At 42.3% G+C, this 19,036-nt stretch carries 21 protein-coding genes; 11 read left to right on the forward strand and 10 right to left on the reverse strand.

The window, feature by feature from the left end:
- Positions 1 to 14 precede the first annotated feature (14 nt).
- From EZV76_RS11975 to glgB, 3 genes are all read right to left on the reverse strand, one after another.
- On the reverse strand, positions 15 to 824 hold the full coding sequence (locus EZV76_RS11975) for a M48 family metallopeptidase (RefSeq protein ID WP_136566799.1): 810 nt from the start codon (positions 822 to 824) through the stop codon (positions 15 to 17).
- Between the two features lie 40 nt (positions 825 to 864).
- Entirely contained in the window at positions 865 to 3,264 is a 2,400-nt protein-coding gene (locus EZV76_RS11980; protein WP_136566800.1) for a glycoside hydrolase family 31 protein, read from the reverse strand.
- 97 nt (positions 3,265 to 3,361) lie between these two features.
- Positions 3,362 to 5,257, reverse strand: a complete 1,896-nt coding sequence (gene glgB / locus EZV76_RS11985) for a 1,4-alpha-glucan branching protein GlgB (RefSeq protein WP_136566801.1) — start codon at positions 5,255 to 5,257, stop codon at positions 3,362 to 3,364.
- A 157-nt stretch (positions 5,258 to 5,414) separates the two neighbouring features.
- Here glgB and EZV76_RS11990 point away from each other — a divergent pair, with 157 nt between their 5' ends.
- The 6 genes from EZV76_RS11990 (at position 5,415) to EZV76_RS12015 (ending at position 9,362) form a co-directional block, all read left to right on the forward strand.
- Positions 5,415 to 5,993 (forward strand): collagen-like triple helix repeat-containing protein, encoded by a 579-nt coding sequence (locus EZV76_RS11990; RefSeq protein WP_136566802.1) that lies wholly within the window; start codon positions 5,415 to 5,417, stop codon positions 5,991 to 5,993.
- Positions 5,994 to 6,106: 113 nt separating this feature from the next.
- Positions 6,107 to 6,598, forward strand: coding sequence for a peptide-methionine (R)-S-oxide reductase MsrB (gene msrB, locus EZV76_RS11995; protein WP_136566803.1), 492 nt, complete (start codon positions 6,107 to 6,109; stop codon positions 6,596 to 6,598).
- Positions 6,599 to 6,616: 18 nt separating this feature from the next.
- Entirely contained in the window at positions 6,617 to 7,024 is a 408-nt protein-coding gene (msrB, locus tag EZV76_RS12000; protein ID WP_136566804.1) for a peptide-methionine (R)-S-oxide reductase MsrB, read from the forward strand.
- Positions 7,024 to 7,560 carry a DUF1572 family protein gene (locus tag EZV76_RS12005; RefSeq protein ID WP_136566805.1) on the forward strand — a complete coding sequence of 179 codons (537 nt, stop codon included), beginning with the start codon at positions 7,024 to 7,026 and terminating at the stop codon, positions 7,558 to 7,560. The genes msrB (EZV76_RS12000) and EZV76_RS12005 overlap by 1 nt, the downstream gene beginning before the upstream one ends.
- Positions 7,561 to 7,680: 120 nt before the next feature.
- Complete coding sequence (gene lpdA / locus EZV76_RS12010) at positions 7,681 to 9,072, forward strand: dihydrolipoyl dehydrogenase (RefSeq protein ID WP_136566806.1); 1,392 nt, start codon at positions 7,681 to 7,683, stop codon at positions 9,070 to 9,072.
- An 8-nt stretch (positions 9,073 to 9,080) separates the two neighbouring features.
- On the forward strand, positions 9,081 to 9,362 hold the full coding sequence (locus EZV76_RS12015; RefSeq protein ID WP_136566807.1) for a DUF3817 domain-containing protein: 282 nt from the start codon (positions 9,081 to 9,083) through the stop codon (positions 9,360 to 9,362).
- Here EZV76_RS12015 and aroQ read toward each other — a convergent pair.
- The 4 genes from aroQ to EZV76_RS12035 form a co-directional block, all read right to left on the reverse strand.
- Complete coding sequence (aroQ, locus tag EZV76_RS12020) at positions 9,354 to 9,770, reverse strand: type II 3-dehydroquinate dehydratase (RefSeq protein WP_136566808.1); 417 nt, start codon at positions 9,768 to 9,770, stop codon at positions 9,354 to 9,356. The genes EZV76_RS12015 and aroQ overlap by 9 nt on opposite strands.
- A gap of 82 nt (positions 9,771 to 9,852) precedes the next feature.
- Positions 9,853 to 10,362: an outer membrane beta-barrel protein gene (locus EZV76_RS12025; RefSeq protein ID WP_136566809.1), complete on the reverse strand. Its 510-nt coding sequence runs from the start codon at positions 10,360 to 10,362 to the stop codon at positions 9,853 to 9,855.
- A gap of 169 nt (positions 10,363 to 10,531) precedes the next feature.
- Complete coding sequence (locus EZV76_RS12030) at positions 10,532 to 10,990, reverse strand: hypothetical protein (protein ID WP_136566810.1); 459 nt, start codon at positions 10,988 to 10,990, stop codon at positions 10,532 to 10,534.
- An 84-nt stretch (positions 10,991 to 11,074) separates the two neighbouring features.
- On the reverse strand, positions 11,075 to 11,593 hold the full coding sequence (locus tag EZV76_RS12035; protein WP_136566811.1) for a hypothetical protein: 519 nt from the start codon (positions 11,591 to 11,593) through the stop codon (positions 11,075 to 11,077).
- A gap of 232 nt (positions 11,594 to 11,825) precedes the next feature.
- Between EZV76_RS12035 and xerD the strand changes: the two genes are divergently transcribed.
- A complete protein-coding gene (xerD, locus tag EZV76_RS12040) occupies positions 11,826 to 12,722 on the forward strand; it encodes a site-specific tyrosine recombinase XerD (RefSeq protein ID WP_136566812.1) in 897 nt (298 codons plus the stop codon).
- A 32-nt stretch (positions 12,723 to 12,754) separates the two neighbouring features.
- Here xerD and EZV76_RS12045 read toward each other — a convergent pair whose 3' ends face one another.
- Entirely contained in the window at positions 12,755 to 14,065 is a 1,311-nt protein-coding gene (locus EZV76_RS12045; protein ID WP_136566862.1) for an NAD(P)/FAD-dependent oxidoreductase, read from the reverse strand.
- 99 nt (positions 14,066 to 14,164) lie between these two features.
- Here EZV76_RS12045 and EZV76_RS12050 point away from each other — a divergent pair, with 99 nt between their 5' ends.
- The 3 genes from EZV76_RS12050 to EZV76_RS12060 all read left to right on the forward strand — a co-directional run bounded on the left by EZV76_RS12050 (position 14,165) and on the right by EZV76_RS12060 (position 16,802).
- On the forward strand, positions 14,165 to 15,592 hold the full coding sequence (locus EZV76_RS12050; protein ID WP_136566813.1) for an amidohydrolase: 1,428 nt from the start codon (positions 14,165 to 14,167) through the stop codon (positions 15,590 to 15,592).
- Positions 15,593 to 15,659: 67 nt separating this feature from the next.
- Positions 15,660 to 16,154, forward strand: a complete 495-nt coding sequence (locus EZV76_RS12055) for an RNA polymerase sigma factor (RefSeq protein ID WP_136566814.1) — start codon at positions 15,660 to 15,662, stop codon at positions 16,152 to 16,154.
- 3 nt (positions 16,155 to 16,157) lie between these two features.
- Positions 16,158 to 16,802 carry a DUF8845 family protein gene (locus EZV76_RS12060; protein WP_136566815.1) on the forward strand — a complete coding sequence of 215 codons (645 nt, stop codon included), beginning with the start codon at positions 16,158 to 16,160 and terminating at the stop codon, positions 16,800 to 16,802.
- Here EZV76_RS12060 and EZV76_RS12065 read toward each other — a convergent pair.
- Together EZV76_RS12065 and EZV76_RS12070 are read right to left on the reverse strand one after the other, a co-directional pair.
- Positions 16,799 to 17,611 (reverse strand): lysophospholipid acyltransferase family protein, encoded by an 813-nt coding sequence (locus tag EZV76_RS12065; protein ID WP_136566816.1) that lies wholly within the window; start codon positions 17,609 to 17,611, stop codon positions 16,799 to 16,801. The genes EZV76_RS12060 and EZV76_RS12065 overlap by 4 nt on opposite strands.
- Positions 17,612 to 17,648: 37 nt before the next feature.
- The gene (locus EZV76_RS12070; RefSeq protein WP_136566863.1) at positions 17,649 to 18,290 is read right to left on the reverse strand and encodes an NUDIX hydrolase; all 642 of its coding nucleotides are present in this window, start codon (positions 18,288 to 18,290) and stop codon (positions 17,649 to 17,651) included.
- On the opposite strand from EZV76_RS12070, the gene EZV76_RS12075 reads away from it, so the two are divergent.
- A complete protein-coding gene (locus EZV76_RS12075) occupies positions 18,289 to 19,014 on the forward strand; it encodes a peptidylprolyl isomerase (RefSeq protein WP_136566817.1) in 726 nt (241 codons plus the stop codon). The two genes, EZV76_RS12070 and EZV76_RS12075, sit on opposite strands and share 2 nt — an antisense overlap.
- Positions 19,015 to 19,036: the final 22 nt, after the last annotated feature.

A 19,036-nucleotide genomic window follows, 5' to 3' on the forward strand; every position in this document is an offset into this window, starting at 1 on the left:
TGTTATATATCAATTCACTTAAATGAGGTTACTCCAAATTTTCTTGCTTCCTGTTTGGCTGCAGGGGCCCAAGCGGTCAAATTTTGGATTCTGGTATCATTGGAAGGGTGCGTACTCATAAATTCAGGGGGGGCTTGTCCACCTGATTTTTCTTTCATCCGTCTCCATAGATTGGCAGCCTCATCAGGATTATAACCAGCAATGGCCATAATCTGTAATCCAATCCTATCGGCTTCGGTTTCATGGCCTCTACTAAAGGGGAGCATAACTCCCAAGGTAGACCCCAATCCATAGGCTTGGTTAAACATATTTCGCTTTTCTGGATCTTGAATGGCCACATTCCCTGCCACAGCCCCAATCTGCTGTACCATACCGGCACTCATTCGTTGTGCCCCATGGTCTGCCAAGGCATGTGCCACTTCGTGCCCCATTACCACCGCTACTCCTGTCTCTCCTTGGGTAATGGGCAAAATCCCGGTATAGAATACAATCTTTCCACCAGGCATGCACCACGCATTAACCGTTTCATCCTGTACTAAATTGTATTCCCATTTATAATCTTTAAGGTATCCTGGATAGCCATTGGCATCCAACCAACGTTCCGCAGCCGAAGCAATCCGCTGCCCTACCCTAGTGATCATTTGGGCATCAGATGTTCCGGTAATCACCTTATTGTCGCCCAAAAACTGATCGTACTGGGCAAAGGCCATGGGAAATATTTGGCTATTGGGATAAAAGTTCAATGTGCTTTTCCCCGTAAATGGATTTGTCTTACATGCTGCTACCGCCAAAAAAATGGAAACGGTAATAAGAAGTCTTTTCATAATATTTAATAGTGTTTAGTCTATGTAAATTACAAAAAAATTATTTTCCGATTAGGTGGAGTTCGGTGAAATCCTTGCTCACTTCTATGGAGTTGTTGCCATTCAGTTTTATTTCCGAAAAGTCCACTTCCTCATTATCTACCTCTACTGTTCCAATGGTAAAAGGAAGTCCATGGAAATTTAATTTGAAGGTAGTGTATGATGTGGTAAAGTTTCCATCCTTAAACTGCTGTATGATCAATTCATTCTCCTTGCCCCTCAATCTAAACTTTCTTAAACTGAAACGTCCTTTCTTGTAATCATACCCGTCTTGTTGGTCCTCGTACACACTGGAATTCTCTATTCCCTCCTTATAGTAAACGTCAATCCTCAACTCCTTGATTTCCTTTTCACCCACATACTGCTGTACGGGATATTTGGGTATCATTGCACCTTCCTTCACGTAAAGAGGAATTTTATGGAGTTCTGCCGGCACCCATCTTTCCACTCCTCCGGCTATCACTTCATCAGTCCAATAACTAAACCAATTTCCCTTTGGGAAATACATTCGTCTACCCTGTGCATTGGGTTCCTGCACCGGACATACCAACATATGCTCCCCGAACAGGAATTCATCGGTTCTAAAATGGGTCTGGGAATCTTCTTGATCGTAAAAAACCAAGGATTGTAACATGGGCATACCATTATTGATATACTTGTAGAACATGGTATACAGATAAGGCAACAATTGGTACCTGAGCTCTATATATTTTCTGACAATATTGGTGATTTCTTCTCCAAAAGACCATGGTTCTTGGTCTCCATGATCCCCACTGGAATGTACCCTGCAAAAGGGATGGAAGATTGCCAACTGTACCCATCGGGCAAACAATTCACCGTTGGGCTGTTCCGCAAATCCCCCAATGTCTGAACCTACAAAAGAGTATCCGCTCATGCACATCCGTTGCATTTGCACATTGGCAATCCATAGGTGTTCCCAAGTTGCCACATTATCCCCGGTCCAAGTGGCACAATAGCGCTGGGTCCCAGAATATGCAGCCCTAGTCAACACAAAAGGTCTTCTTGGAAAAGTATACTTCTTTATGCCTTCATAGGTAGCCCTTACCATTTGCATGCCGTAAACATTGTGTGCCTTTCTATGACTGCAAGGATGGCCATCATAATCATGGCGCACGTCCAAATTGGCAGTTTTGCTGGGGACTTCCATGACAGCAGGTTCATTCATATCATTCCATACCCCGCGCACTCCTATTTCAGCGATCATTTCCTTATATAGCCCTGCCCACCATTCCCGTACTTCAGGATTGGTGAAATCCGGGAATTTACACTCCCCTGGCCATACCTTGCCCTTGAAGTGGGGGCCATCTGCCCTTCTGCAGAAAAAGCCATGGTCCATAGCCTGTTGGTACACCCAATAATCCCTATCAATCTTGATTCCGGGATCGATCATGGTCACTACCTTAAAACCATCCTTTTCCAGGTCTTGCACCATTTTTTTGGGATTGGGAAAGTAACGGTTGTTCCAAGTGAAACACCTGAACCCTTCCATATAGTCAATGTCCAGATAAATGGCATCACAGGGTATATTGAGTTTTCTGAAGGTAGAGGCTATCTTTTTTACGTTTCGTTCCGGATAGTAGCTCCATTTGGATTGATGAAAGCCCAAGGCCCACAGCGGAGGTAGCTCTGGAACACCGGTCAAATCAGTATAGGCTTCCACTACTTGGCTCATTTTGGGTCCATAGAAAAAGTAGTAGTTCATTTCTCCCCCATCGGCCCAAAAACTGGTTACATTCCTTTTCTCATTGGCAAAATCAAAATAGGTGCTGAAAGAATTGTCAAAAAAGATACCGTAAGCAATACTTTCCTTGAGTCCCACATAAAAGGGAATGGCCTTGTACAATGGCTCCTGATCCTTGCCATAAGCGTAGGAATCCGTTACCCAATTGTTTAACCGCTTACCTTTTAAATTGGTATGCGAAGCCTTGTCTCCCATTCCGTAATAGCTTTCCCCGGAATGACATATCTTGCTCATTTTAACAATGTTTCCCCCATAATCATAATTCTCTTCCCAGTGGAATCCCAACTCATCTTCATTGAGCACATTGTCTTCCAAATCCGTAATCTGTACTTTAAGATCGGATTTATTGATGAAAATCTTGATTTTATTCGTGGTGATAACATACTCGGGGATTTCATCCTGTACGTCTAGTTGGTTGAATCCAGTGTTCACATCATCACTGATGGCGTATGAAAAATCAGGTTCAAAAACGTGTTCGGTAGCATATCGAAACCTGACCACACTATCCCGTAAGATGGAAATTTCCAAAACAACCCCATTTTGGGTGGTAAAGAGCAGTTTCCGATTCTCTTGTTTAAAATCGACTATATGGTTGGGGTGCTGATTCCCCCTTTTCTCTATTTCGGTGTTGGTTATCATTGTTAGTTTATTGAGACTAACAAAAGAAATACTTTAGACGGACAAAATAAAATGATGTTTTGAACAACTCACCAACTATATCGTTGTAGTTTTTTCGCTACTTGTAGACAACAATAGACAAGGGTGGAAGGGTCATTAAAACCGATTGCGGATGACCATTCCATGCGGTCTTACCTGGCTTTAGTGTTTTCTTGCCCATACCACTTCCCGAATACTTGGCATCATCGCTATTAAAAACCACCTTCAATTGGGAGTTCTTAGGTACTCCTACCCTATAGTTTTCACGGGGTACCGGGGTAAAATTGCAGACCACGATCAAGTCGTCCTTGGGGTCACTTCCCTTTCTCATGTAACTGACCACGGTATTTTCCCTATCGTTATATTCTATCCATTGAAAACCCTCTGGATCGAACTGTTTTTCATAAAGTGCCGGACTTGTTTTGTAAACCGAATTAAGATCTTTGATAACTTTCTGTATTCCAGAGTGGAAATCGTATTGCGTAAGGTGCCAATCCAAACTTTCTTGAAAATTCCACTCGGATGATTGCCCAAACTCTCCTCCCATGAACAAGAGATTTCCCCCGGGATGGGTGAACATATATCCAAAGAGCAAACGTAAATTGGCAAAACGTTGCCATTCGTCCCCGGGCATACGATACAAAAGGGATTGTTTTCCGTAGACCACTTCATCGTGCGAAAAAGGAAGCATAAAATTTTCGGTGAAGGCGTAGGTCATGCTAAAAGTTATTTCATTAAGGTCATACGATCGGTGGATGGGGTCTTTTTTAAAGAACTCCAAAGTATCGTGCATCCAACCCATCATCCATTTCATACCAAAACCAAGCCCGCCAAAATGTACAGGTTTGCTTACCCCGGAAAAGGCTGTAGACTCTTCGGCAATAGTCTGAACCCCTTTAAAGCTACCATATACTTCTTGGTTCATTTCCCTTAAAAAGGAAATTGCCTCTAAATTTTCATTATTACCATAGATGTTGGGTTCCCATTCCCCATCTTCACGCGAATAATCCAGATATAACATCGAAGCTACGGCATCCACCCGTAGTCCATCCACATGATACTGATCCAACCAAAAAACGGCATTGCTGATCAAAAAGGCCCTTACTTCATTCCTTCCATAGTTAAAGATTAGGCTTTTCCAATCTGGGTGATACCCACGTCTACGATCCGGATGCTCATACAAGTGGGAACCATCAAAAAAGCCAAGACCATGGGCATCTTCCGGAAAATGGGACGGCACCCAATCCAAAATCACCCCAATGCCCTTTTGATGGAATTTATCCACCAACAATTTAAAATCCTCAGGCTTTCCAAATCGGGACGTCGGGGCAAAATACCCTGTTAACTGATACCCCCATGAAGGATCATACGGATATTCCATAATTGGCATAAACTCCACATGGGTAAAACCCATCTCGTCCACATAGTCCACCAACTCATCGGCCAATTCCATATAAGAAAGGTATTCCCAACCATTTTTTTTACGCCAAGAACCCAAATGCACCTCGTAAACGGAATAAGGCCTGTCCAACCCATTATGCTTTTCCCTGGAGTCCATCCATTTTCTATCCTTCCATTCATGCTTTGCGCTCCAAACAAGCGAGGCTGTATTTGGGGGCTGTTCACAGTATCGGGCAAAAGGATCCGCCTTCTCGGTCCAAATGTCATTGTTGTGCGACTGTATTTTGTACTTGTATTTGGTGCCTTGGTCAACACCGGGGATGAACCCCTCCCAAATACCGCTAGAGTCCCAACGGACATCGAGCTTGTGCTCCTCGGCATTCCAGTAATTAAAATCCCCAATTACCGAAACCGATTTTGCCGAAGGTGCCCAAACAGCAAAATAAGTACCCTTTTTACCATCCACTTCCGTTAGATGGGAACCCAATTTTTCATACAATCGAAAATGTTTTCCAGCCTTAAAAAGGTCAATATCAAACTCCGTGAACAAACTATGGGTAACTACCTTGGACATATTTCTGTTTTAGTATTCACAATATAATACTTCTTGGCTAAGATTACCATTTTCAGCTAATCCTTTCCAATAAAATTGCAATTGTTCCAAAAATGGAATGCTTTTTGATTTTGATGAAAAAAGAAACCGAATGAAAACAAATCAAAAATCTAGAATCATGAATAAATTCAACACAATTATTGGCGCTTTTTTAGTCTTGTTCACCGTTGCCTGCGAAGGTCCCGAAGGCCCTCCAGGATTTGATGGTGCACCAGGTCTACAAGGCCCTCCCGGTGAGGACGGCATTCAAGGTCAGGTCGTAGAGGTAGATGGGGTAAACTTTGGCTACGATGGTGATGCCAATCTGTTTAACACCCTAATTACTTTTGAAGATGTCACTGATTTTGAAGTCTTTGAAGCCGATGCCGTTTTGGTATACCGTTACACTGGAACCATAGAACTGAACGATGGTAGTACCGCTGACGCCTGGAGCCAAATTCCACAAAATTATTTCTTACCAGAAGGCACCATACAATATGTCTTTGAACACACTTTTGTGGATCTGGAGCTATTCATTGATGGAAACTTTGACCTCTCTACCCTGAGTACTGATTTTACAGACAATCAGCTTTTTAGAATTGTTTTTGTACCTAGTGTGTACGCCAACGCTTCTAAAATGGATACTTCAAATATCAATAATGTAATGTCCTCCTTGGGTATTGGGGAAGATCAAGTGAAAAAATTGGAATTGCAGTGATTCCCAGTCCAAACATGATTAAAAGCCTCTTTCCGAAAAAGGGGCTTTTGTTTTTGTGTTATTTTTGAAAGGATACCAGCTAAACCTCGTCTATTCAATAAAAGAGTCGAACAATGGGAAAAAATTTGCTTTTTATTGCCCTTCTGATCTTTGCAGGCTGCAAGGGCACATCACAGGAAAAGAAAAAGGAGTCCAATAAAGAGGTTGCTTATAAAGTGACCAAAACCGATGCGGAATGGAAATCGGAACTTACCGAAGTGGAATATTATGTTTTACGGAAGGCCGCTACGGAAAATCCTTTTACCAGCGATTTGTTGGAAAATAAACAAAAAGGAACCTATGTCTGTGCAGGTTGTAGCACTCCATTGTTCAGGAGCGAACACAAATACAGATCTGGAACAGGCTGGCCCAGCTTCGATCGCGAAATAGAAGGAAATGTGGCTTATGAAGAAGACAATTCATATGGCGTTACCCGTACAGAGGAACATTGCGCTGTGTGTGGCGGGCATTTGGGACACGTTTTTAACGATGGGCCGAAAAAAACCACGGGGAAAAGACACTGCATCAATGGAGCTGCTTTGGATTTTATCCCTGATAAGAATTAATCAATCTACTTCACTTTTATGGATATGAAATACGGCATACAAAAAACAGAGGAAGAATGGAAAAAATCCCTTACTCCTGAAGAATATTACGTTCTGCGACAAAAAGGCACAGAGCGTCCCTTTACAGGACAGTATAATCTCCATTTTGAAAATGGAGACTATTTCTGCAAAGCGTGCAATGCAAAACTGTTTGAAAGCCAGCACAAGTTTGAAAGTGGTTGCGGATGGCCCTCTTTTGACCAAGCTGTTGAAGGTGCCATAGAATATATCCGTGATACCTCACATGGTATGATCCGCACCGAAACTGTCTGTGCCAATTGTGGTGGTCATTTGGGACATGTGTTCAATGATGGCCCCCAAGAGACCACGGGGCAGCGATACTGTATCAATTCCGTGAGTATAGGCTTTGACCCATCCGAAGAATAATGGACTTTCCCAAAAACTTTGTAGCCAGTGCTCTCTTCGAGTTCCATCGTTATAAAACCATGGGCGATAAAACCTTTGCCCAACTTTCCGATGACGATATCCTATGGAAGTACAGTGAAACGGATAACTCCATTGCCATCATCGTAAAACATATGGTAGGGAATATGTTAAGCAGGTGGACCAACTTCCTTACCGAAGACGGTGAGAAAACATGGCGTAATCGGGAAATGGAGTTTGAAGAACCCTATGCCTCAAAAGAAGAAATGGTGGCAGCATGGGATAAAGGATGGCAGTGCCTTTTCAATGCCGTGGAAAGTATAAATTCAAAAAACTTTGAGACCAAGGTCAAAATACGGGACCAAGAGCATACCGTTGTAGAAGCCATAAACCGCCAACTGGCCCACTACGCCAGTCACGTTGGGCAAATAGCCTTTGTGGGCAGAATGATAAAAGGAGAGCAATGGGTCTCACTTTCCATTCCAAAAGGGGGCTCCGAAGCTTTTAACCAAAAGATGTTCGGAAAAAGGCATAGCTGATTTCACAAACAAAGCCAATTTTGGCTTTTTCAAGCTTGGGATTTGGGGATTGAATTCCGTACTTTTGCACCTGCCCGCTCAAAGGCAGGCTTCAAATCTAACAACTAAAATCAAGATCTAATGAGCAAGTTCGATGTAATTGTTCTGGGCAGTGGTCCCGGTGGATATGTTACCGCAATCAGAGCCTCACAGCTAGGATTAAAAACCGCCATTGTGGAAAAGGAAAGTTTGGGAGGTGTATGTCTTAACTGGGGATGTATTCCAACCAAAGCACTTTTAAAGTCTGCCCAAGTTTTTGAGTATTTGAAGCATGCCGAGGATTACGGATTGAGCGCAAAAGAAGTGGATTACGATTTTGGCGCTGTTGTAAAAAGGAGCCGTGGCGTTGCTGATGGCATGAGCAAAGGGGTACAATTTTTAATGAAGAAGAACAAGATTGAGGTCCTGAACGGTTACGGAAAAGTACAGCCGGGCAAAAAAGTTCTAGTAAAGGGAGAACACGGTGACACAGCGGAATATACCGCAGACCATATCATCATTGCTACAGGTGCAAGAAGCAGGGAATTACCCAGCCTTCCACAAGATGGAAAGAAAGTCATTGGATACCGTGAGGCCATGTCATTGGAAAAACAACCCAAAAAAATGATTGTGGTTGGTAGTGGCGCCATTGGTATTGAATTTGCTTATTTCTATAACTCAATGGGTACCGAGGTTACCGTTGTGGAGTATCTTCCCAATATTGTCCCTGTTGAGGATGAGGATGTATCCAAGCAATTGGAACGCAGCTTCAAAAAAGCTGGGGTAAAAATAAAGACGTCTGCCGAGGTGACAAAAGTAGACACCTCTGGCGATGGTGTGAAGGCTACCGTGAAAACTTCCAAAGGTGAAGAAGTATTGGAAGCCGATATAGTCCTTTCTGCTGTTGGCATCAAAACAAACATTGAAAATATTGGCCTTGAGGATGTGGGCATTGCAGTAGACCGAGATAAAATTTTGGTAAACGATTATTACCAGACCAATATCCCCGGATATTATGCCATTGGTGATGTAACTCCAGGACAAGCTTTGGCACACGTAGCCTCTGCGGAAGGTATTCTTTGTGTTGAAAAAATTGCAGGAATGCATGTTGAGCCTCTGGATTACGGCAATATTCCCGGTTGTACCTATTGTATGCCCGAAGTGGCTTCTGTTGGTTTGACCGAGAAACAAGCCAAGGAACAAGGGTATGATATAAAAGTGGGTAAATTTCCGTTTTCTGCCAGTGGGAAAGCAAAAGCATCTGGTAATGCCGATGGGTTTGTGAAAGTAATTTTTGATGCCAAATATGGCGAATGGTTAGGATGTCATATGATCGGTGCAGGGGTTACCGATATGATTGCCGAAGCTGTGGTGGCCAGAAAATTGGAAACCACTGGTCATGAAATCCTTAAAGCTGTTCACCCGCACCCTACCATGAGTGAGGCTGTTATGGAAGCCGTTGCCGCTGCCTATGATGAAGTTATCCACCTATAATCAAGAACATGCTTAAACTTTTTAGGGCAACAGCCATTCTTGAAGGGATTTCTTATTTGGCTTTATTTGGATTGACCATGCCTTTAAAATATTGGGCAGATATCATGGAACCCAACAAAATAGTGGGATATGCCCATGGGGCGCTTTTTATTCTTTATGTGATATTGGCCGTGGTATTTTGTTGGCAACGGAAATGGAGCATTAAACGTTTTGTGATGCTATTTATAGCTTCTTTGCTCCCATTCGGAACCTTCTATGCTGATGAGAAGTATTTAAAAGGTTTAGCCTAAGAAACTCTGTATGGCCAAATCATAGCTTTGGAGTCCGAAACCTAGGATTACCCCCTTGGCTCCTGAAGATATGAACGAAACATGCCTGTATTCCTCCCGTTGATGGGTATTGGATATATGCACCTCAATTACTGGGGTGGTCACCGCTTTTACCGCATCTCCCATACCTACCGATGTATGCGTATAAGCTGCGGCGTTCAGGATAATCCCGTCATACTCAAAACCCACTTCCTGTATTTTGCCAATAAGCTCCCCTTCAATATTGGACTGAAAATATTCCAGTTCCACTTGCGGAAATTTTTGTTGTAATTCGGCAAAATAGTCTTCAAAAGTGGTGGTGCCATACACTTCGGGCTCCCGTTTTCCCAACAGGTTTAGATTGGGCCCATTGATAATCATTAGTTTCATACAGTAAAAGTACCAATAATTTTAAGGCATAAAAAAAGCGGAAGCATAGACTTCCGCTTTTTGTTCTTTTTATGGACTTGGCTTAGTTAAACCTGTAACCAGCTCCAAAAGTAAGGGTGTTGATGTCCACAACATCACCAAAATCTCCTCCTCTGGAAATCTGGAAACCGTATCTGGCTTCCACAAACCAGTTATCATCAATCTGGTATCCACCACCAAAAGCGATATCGAGACCAAACTCACCATCAGGAAGGTCTTCCAACAAATAATTGATCTGTGGACCTGCCTGAATGTTAAAGTTGTTTATTTTGTACTTGGCCATCACAGGAATGTACAATGAGGTTAAATCATCTACAAAACTAAAAAGAACAGAAGGTTCAATATCAAATTCCTCCGATGCTACAAAGTTATAGCTACCACCTAGATAGAATCCAAGCTCGCTATCGCTTATACTTCCGAAAAAGTCATCTCCCGTATCCACTTTAACGGATACATTGTTAAGACCTGCCTTGACCGCGAATCCTTCTTGGCCGTAGGTGTTTGAAACAATTACACTAGTAAAAAATACTGCTAAAACGATTAATTTTCTCACGATGTATAAATTTTAGTTGAGGGGACAAATATAGCAATGCCCCGAGGTTAAGAATAATAGGATATTCAAAATGTTTTTGCTATATGTGTATTGAAATCCTACGTTTTATCACATACAAAAAGAATGGGGAAATACCCCCATTCTCTGTTTGATTGTTTAATATAACGATTTAATTAAAGGCAAATTGTAGTCCAAATCCAAAGGCGCCTACTTCATTGTCCCCATCACTAAGTACAATGGCTGGTCGCCAATCAAAATTGGCCACAAATGGCACTCCATTTATCTTAAAATCCAATCCTAAATGGGGGCGTAATGCAAAAACATTGTCTACGTCATCCACCAAAATAATGCTTGGCCCTGCTCCTGCGTACCAACGCAATCCTCCAGCTCTGGTAAACCCTTTGTGGTAGGAATAGAGCACTGTGATCATTGTGGCACCATCCTCAAAACCCAAATCGGCCTGACCGACATGGTTACTGGTAAAAAAATACTTTCCTGTAGCGCCAATAAAAGTTGCACTATCAACGGCATCAACACCTAGCCCCAATGCTGCCTTATAACTGGTTTGTGCCTTTACGGCAACAGTGCCCAACATAGCTAAAGCTACAACAAATACAAATTTTTTCATTTTTCTGTGTTTAAGTTAATATTAATGGTTCAACTGTATCAGATTTGAGGCTGTGACCAGTTTATTTTTATGCTATCCAAGGTATCAGAAGAGGAACAAAATCCCCAAGGCTACTATAGAGAAATTCCCATCGTTGCTGATATTGATGTATGATACGTTTAGCTCCGTATTTCCAGTAATATTGTATCCTACTGAAGGTCTTACATAAAACCCGCCCTCATTTCCGTCATTGATTCCCACAGCATAGCCCACATCGGCCCCCAACTTAAAATCGTAGGTGGGGTAAAGCCTTAGCGACCCCGTTAAGGGTACAAACTGAAAATCCTCGAACTCGTTCTCCACAGTTACATTGCCTACCGTAACAGTTTTGGTTTCCCCAAAGGCATTAATGAACCCTGAGGCCAAACCAATATCAACAAGTTCCGATACGCTCCAATGGTAAGCCAAATCCAATCCAATGCTGAATTTGGATATTTCCGAAGCATCCCCAACAGGAATACCTGCATTAAACCCTGCTTTAAAACTACTTCTGTCCACATGCTGTGCCATTGCCGAAAATGTCAGTGCAAATAGTCCTAGTGTCAATAAGAATATTCTTTTCATTGTTTTGGTTTTTTATTCAGGATAAAAACGTTTCAATGCCGGATATAGTGCTTTTTGTAATAAAAAACGTATTAAATCCACTGAACGTCTCTACTTGTAACTCAAAACCTTGGCGGAAAATATTCAATCCCATCTACCCATAGACCTCTAATTTGATCAAAGGCCCGTTTCAATTGACCAATCGCCCAATAGCATTCATAATTTTCATTCTTATTGTTTCTATCTTTAACCCATGAACTGGCAACAAGCAATAAAGGATTACCAAAATTATTTGAAGATTGAGCGCGGCCTCAGCAAAAATTCCATTACCAGTTACAGCTTGGATCTTCAAAAAATGGTACGCTATTTTGACGACCATGAAGTAAAAGTATCGCCAATAAGAGTAGATATGGAAACTGTGCAGCAGTTTGTCCATGATGTTGCCAAAACTGTAAATCCACGTTCACAAGCACGTATTATTTCTGGACTGAAAGGTTTTTTCAATTATTTGGTTTTTGAGGATTACAGAAATGATAACCCCATGGATCTTATAGAAACTCCAAAAATAGGCCGCAAACTTCCGGACACTTTATCTGTTGATGAGATCAATGCACTTATTTTGGCCATAGACCTGTCCAAACCCGAAGGAGAACGCAATCGGGCCATTCTGGAAACCCTTTATGGCTGTGGACTCCGGGTTTCTGAGCTGTTGAACTTAAAGCTTTCCGATCTTTATTTTGATGAAGATTTTATAAAGGTTACAGGAAAAGGCAATAAACAACGCTTTGTACCCATAAGCGATGTCAATAAAAAATACATCAACATTTACCAATATGAGGTTAGGGTGCACCTGCCCATCATGAAAGAACACCAAGATTTTCTTTTTTTGAACCGAAGGGGAAAACAGCTCACCCGGGCCATGGTTTTTACCATTACCAAGCGCTTGGCCGAAAAAATAGGGCTAAAAAAAAATATAAGTCCACATACATTTAGACATTCTTTTGCCACACATCTCTTGGAAAATGGAGCAGATTTACGGGCCATTCAGCAAATGTTGGGTCATGAGAGTATCACTACCACCGAGGTATATATGCATGTGAACCGGTCGCATCTGGCCAAGGTCTTGAACCAATACCATCCCAGGAAATAAAATTCAATGGAAGTATTGGTGGCCAATCCGCATCAACTTCCCTTTTTCAATTGATTCTTCAATCCTTGGTTTTGTTTTTTGTAGGGTCTAATAATCAATCGGGCTTCGCGATCAAAACGAATGTAATTATATACCCAATTGATGAATACCACTACCCTATTCCGGAAACCTATCAAGAAATACAAGTGTACAAACATCCAGACAAACCACGCAAAAACCCCTTGAAACCTAAACCTGGGCAAATCCACCACAGCCTTGTTTCGGCCTATGGTGGCCATACTTCCCTTATCCTTGTAGACAAAGGGTTTCATGGGCTTACCTTCAACCAACCTCACCAAATTGTCCCCTAAATTTCTACCCTGTTGTATGGCGGGTTGCGCCATCATGGGATGTCCATTTGGAAAGGCTTTAGTTTCCATTTGGGCTACATCGCCTATGGCGAAAATATTTTCAAACCCATCAACCTGATGAAAGTCATTTACTTTTAAACGGTTACCCCTACCCAATAATTCTTTGGCGTCCAATCCTTTTATACTTACTGCACTCACTCCAGCGGCCCATACCAAAGTAGCTGACTCAAAAACGGTATCGGTGTTGGTGGTAACCATGTTTCCATCATAATCCAAAACCCTAAGGTCCTTCCACACATTTACCCCAAGTTTTTCCAAGAATTGTTCTGCTTTTCTGGAAGCCACTTCACTCATTGCCGGTAAAATACGGTCGCCACTTTGCACCAAGTTTATTTGTGCCCGTCGGGTATCCAAATCAGGATAATCCTTTGGCAAAATCCCTTTTTTTATCTCTGCCAAGGCTCCGGCCAACTCTACTCCTGTTGGGCCTCCACCCACAATCACAAAGCTCATGAGCGCATCCCGTTCGTGCAGATCATCGGTAAGTAAGGCTTGTTCAAAGTTTTCAAGAATAAGACTCCGGAGATTCAAGGACTGTGGAATACTCTTCATGGCCATGCCCTTGGTCTCTATATTTTCATTACCAAAAAAATTGGTCTCTGAACCTGTAGCCACGATCAAATAATCAAACTTGATTTCGCCAATATTGGTCTTTACCCACCTCTTTTTAGTATCTATACCGATTACTTTGGCCAACCGAAAGAAAAAATTAGGGTAGCCTTGCAATACTTTCCTAATGGGGTACGCAATGGAATCCGGCTCCAGTCCTCCTGTTGAAACTTGGTACAATAGAGGTTGAAAATTGTGGTAATTATGTTTGTCCAACAAAATTACCTGCATTTCTTTTTTACTGAGCTTTTTGGCCAGTGCGATGCCCCCAAAACCGCCGCCAATGATTACGACCCTTGGGAAGCTGGATTGTGGAATATTCATTGTAGACATGGCTGTAAATTTACACATTCCGTTAAGGGCAATACCATTTATAGGAGGCTTTTTTTAGTATCTTTAAAACCTGACCAAAAACTTGAAACAATGAAAAAAACGCTACTTCTCAGTATGGCCCTTGTTGCATTTGCCACAAATGCATTTTCACAAAAAGACCAAAAAACCGTATTAAATGGTTTGGATGCAAAAACCCAAAAGTATGGGGATATCGCCCATGAAATATGGGAACTTGCTGAAATGGGCTATCTGGAGGAAAAAAGCTCTGCCTTGCTACAAACCACATTATCCGAAGCTGGTTTCACTATAAAAAAAGGAATCGCTGGTATTCCTACGGCGTTTATGGCCGAATATGGTTCTGGATTCCCCGTAATTGCGGTTTTGGGGGAATATGATGCCCTTCCTGGGCTATCCCAGCAGGCCGTTGCCGAGAAAAAATCTGCCAACAAAGCTGCCGGGCATGCTTGTGGGCACCATCTTTTTGGGACAGCCTCAACAGCTGCAGCCATAGCTGTTAAAGATTGGCTACAGACCAATAAAATACAAGGAACCATCCGTTTTTATGGCTGTCCTGCCGAAGAAGGGGGGTCAGGAAAGGTATACATGGTTCGTGAAGGTGTGTTCAATGATGTGGACGTTGCCTTGCATTGGCATCCAGGAGCACAGAACGCAGCCAGTGCCGGTGCCGCCCTGGCCAACAAATCGGCTAAATTTAGATTCCATGGAATTTCTGCCCATGCTGCCGGTGCACCGGAAAGGGGAAGGTCGGCTCTAGATGGTGTTGAAGCCATGAACAATATGGTAAATATGATGCGGGAACATATTCCACAAGATGCACGGATTCATTATGTAATCACCGATGGCGGAAAAGCACCTAATGTGGTTCCAGACTTCGCCGAAGTGTATTATTATGCCCGACACGGAAAAAGAGATGTGGTCATCGATATTTTTGACCGTATTGTAAAGGCCGCCGAAGGAGCTGCTTTAGGAACAGGTACTACTATGGACTTTGAAATGATTGGAGGCACCCATGAACTTTTGCCCAACCTTGCCATTCAAAAAATCATGTATGATAACTTGACCAAAGTTGGAGGTATTACATATTCGGATGAAGAAAAGGATTTTGCTGAAAAAATTTCCAAATCTTTGGGGGCAACAACTCTGGATATGGAGACCGCAAAAAACATACAACCCTATAAAGAAGAAGCTCGGGCCTACGGCTCTACGGATGTCGGCGATGTGAGCTTTACGGTTCCCACAGCTGGTTTGAGTGCAGCCACTTGGGTTCCCGGAACACCCGCACACAGTTGGCAGGCCGTTGCTGCCGGGGGAACCTCCATAGGCACCAAAGGTATGATGGTTGCAGCAAAGACCCTGACCTTGACCGCCATGGACCTGTTTAAAAATCCAAAAACCATTGAAGCAGCTAAAGTAGAGCTTGTTGAACGACGGGGAAAAGATTTTAAATACATTCCATTGTTGGGTAATAGACCCCCTGCATTGGATTATCGAAAATAGGAGCTTTTTGGAGTAGTGTAACAAAAACTGCTTTATTGCTACAAATAAGCAAATCACTTACCAACCATTGAACAAAGAACTGGAACATCGTTTTGTGACGGAGCTTGAGGACAATCAGAATATTGTTCATAAAGTATGTAGCCTCTATACCAACGATAGGGATTCCCATAATGACCTCTTTCAAGAGATTACCATTCAATTATGGAAAGCCTATCCCAAGTTTAGGGGAGACTCCAAATTCAGCACATGGATGTACCGAGTGGCCCTGAACACGGCCATTACTCTGTACCGAAAATCAAAAAGAAGGGTCCAGACCCAAGATTACGATTCCGTTGTGCATAGAATCAAGGCCGATGCCTATGACGATACAGAGGAACGACAGTTGAAGCTAATGTACGATGCTGTTAGACAACTGGGTGATATTGACAAAGCGTTGGTATTTCTATACCTTGAAGACAAAGATTATTCAGAGATTGCAGAGACCTTGGGAATCACCGAAGTAAATGCAAGGGTTAAAATGAACCGTGTGAAAAATAAATTAAGAACCATATTAAATCCTTAGATTATGGTAGATGAACTGGAGCTCTTGAAAAAAGACTGGCAGAGAAAGGAAGCCCAGCTTCCCAAACTTACCTATGATGAAATCTATAAAATGATATGGAAAAAATCATCTTCCATTGTAAAATGGATCTTTTATATCAGTCTTATTGAATTTGTGTTCTGGGCTGGGCTGAATATCATCTTCAGTGATGCCGAAAGTATGGAAGAGCTCAAGGCTATGCACATCCATACTGCCATAATTGTCTTGAATTTCATCAATTATGGAATCATTTTATATTTCATTTATAAGTTTTACATCAACTATCGCAAAATATCCTTTACCGATTCCTCCAAAAAACTGATGAAGACCATCCTGAGTGTCAAAAGAACTGTTACACAATATGTCTGGTTCAATCTTGCCATATTCACCGTATCCATGATCATCAGCATTTATGGCGTTCTTATTTACGACTCCAAGGGTCAGCAAGTAGTGGATAACGCCATCCAGAATGGGAATACCACTGTTTTTTGGATATTGGTCGTAATCATATCCATAGTACTCATTGCCTTGCTTTTACTACTGATATGGCTATTTTATAGACTGCTCTATGGCATTCTTTTAAAACGACTCAAACAAAATTATAGGGAATTGGAACAATTGGAGGTTTAATCTCCTCGATAGCTATATCTCCTTTTTTGATGTTCTGCTTCATAAGCAGCCAGCTCTTGTTTGGAGATAACCTTCAAAAAAGACGGGTGTTGCTCAATGGCATACTCCAGTTTTTCCAAGATAGAGTCGATGGACTCATTGTCATAATCAATCTCCAGAGGGGGTTTAATCTGCATGGATTGCAAAATCCCTTTCTTTTTTACGCGAAGTCCTTTTTTATCGAACGATCGTCTAAATCCATCGATAACAACGGGTACCACTACGGGTTTGTACCGCTTAATAATATGGGCAGTACCTTTTCGTAGAGGCTTCCAAGGGGTTGTGGTACCTTGGGGAAAAGTAATCACCCATCCATCGTCCAAAGCCTTGGCTATATTGCTTATATCACTGAACTTCACTTGTCGGTTCACATCTTGCCCATCTGCACGCCACGTTCGTTCAATACTAATGGATCCCGCATAGGCCAAAATCTTGGTAAGCAGACTTTTCTTCATGGTTTCCTTAGCAGCAACATAATAGATGTTAAGTTTTGGATTCCAGAGATAACCCAAATTTTTAATGGAATCGTCCCTGCCCTTTAAACTGGCATTAAACACATGGAACATGGCCACAACATCGGCAAAATAGGTCTGGTGATTGCTCACGAAGAGCACATTGGTTTCGGGGAGATCCCGTATGATCTGCGAACCTTCAATCTCAAGCGTATTGAAACCCTTGTAGCGTTGATGTGTCATTGCACCCGCAACTCGAATCAGCCAACGTTTTAAAAACAGGATATGACCAAAAGGATTTCTCTTGAATAGACCCATTAGAATGTTTGTTGTCGGCAAATTTACAAAATAGCGGTCAAAGCACTTGCCGTAAAAGTTCCCTAATCTCGCTCAACATCATGGCTGTGGCTCCCCAAACAGTATAACCGTTTAATTTATAAGCAGGTACACGAATGTTTTTTGCATAAGAAGTGGTTAGCGTTTCCTCTATATGGTTGGCATCGTCCAAAAAATCCTTCAGATATACCTCCACCAAGCGTTCAACTTCACTTTCTTGGGGCACAAAGGGTTCTGGTTGAGGATAGATTCCAACATAAGGCGTTACCATAAAATTACTGGGCGGAATATAAACATTGCTCAATTCCTTAAGCACCTCAACAGCAGTAGGATTTACCCCTACCTCTTCATGGGTTTCCCTAAGAGCGGTAGCCATAAGGTCTTTATCTTGACGTTCTTCCTTACCTCCGGGAAATCCTATTTGGTTGGAATGGACCCCTTCATACGCTTTGCGGAGAATGAGCAATAATCTGGTCTGCTGCTCCGCATCTGGATAAAACAAAGCCATTACCCCCGCCTTTTTCGGGTTTCTTCCCTCAATGGAATTGTTCTTTAACCACTGTACCCTGAGTTCCGGGGACATTTTATAGTGGGATTCTTCCCCGGGTAGGGGAAGATCTTTTATTTTTAGGGCTATTTCACTAAAATCGATAAAATTCATGGTATTGAAATCATCGGCTTTGGCCACAAGTATACTATTATTTTTTCTGGTATCCTGCGGAGGAAATTCTAAAAAAGAAGCCCCCAAAGCCAAAGAAACTACTACCAAGAATGATTCCATCCCTGAAGAAGTTGACAAAATGACGGCTCAAGAGGAGGAAAAGGAAGAAGAAGCTTTTGTACTGGATGAGGAAAATGCCATCGACTTCTTTTTTGGATATGCCAAGAAGCTCAAGAAGAATAGGGTAAAACTTACCACCACAATGGGGAGTTTTACCATAGAACTCTATGACAATGTTCCCTACCACAAGGCAAATTTCATTTACTTGGCACGGAAAAAGTATTTTGATAGCACCCAATTTCATCGTGTGGTGAAGGATTTCATCATACAAGGCGGGAATTCGGATGATAGAAAAACAGCCAGAAAGCGAAGTGAAATTGGCAGATACCTTCTTCCGCCAGATACCCAAAAGGGACATAAACACCATAGAGGCACCATATCCATGCCCAGCAGTGAGCGTGACAACCCCCATAAATTGGCTTCTCCGTATGAGTTCTTTATTGTGGTCACCAATCCAGGATCCTACCATTTGGATGGTTCTTATACCCCTTTTGGCCGGGTGATTGAGGGGATGGATGTCGTGGATGCCATAAACCAAGTTCCTGTGGGTGATGGAGACTGGCCTTGGCAAAACATATATATCCTAAAGGCTGAAGTGCTCTAACCATTTGTTAGAATCGTCAAAA

Source organism: Flagellimonas alvinocaridis (genome assembly GCF_004916895.1).
Taxonomy (GTDB): domain Bacteria; phylum Bacteroidota; class Bacteroidia; order Flavobacteriales; family Flavobacteriaceae; genus Flagellimonas; species Flagellimonas alvinocaridis.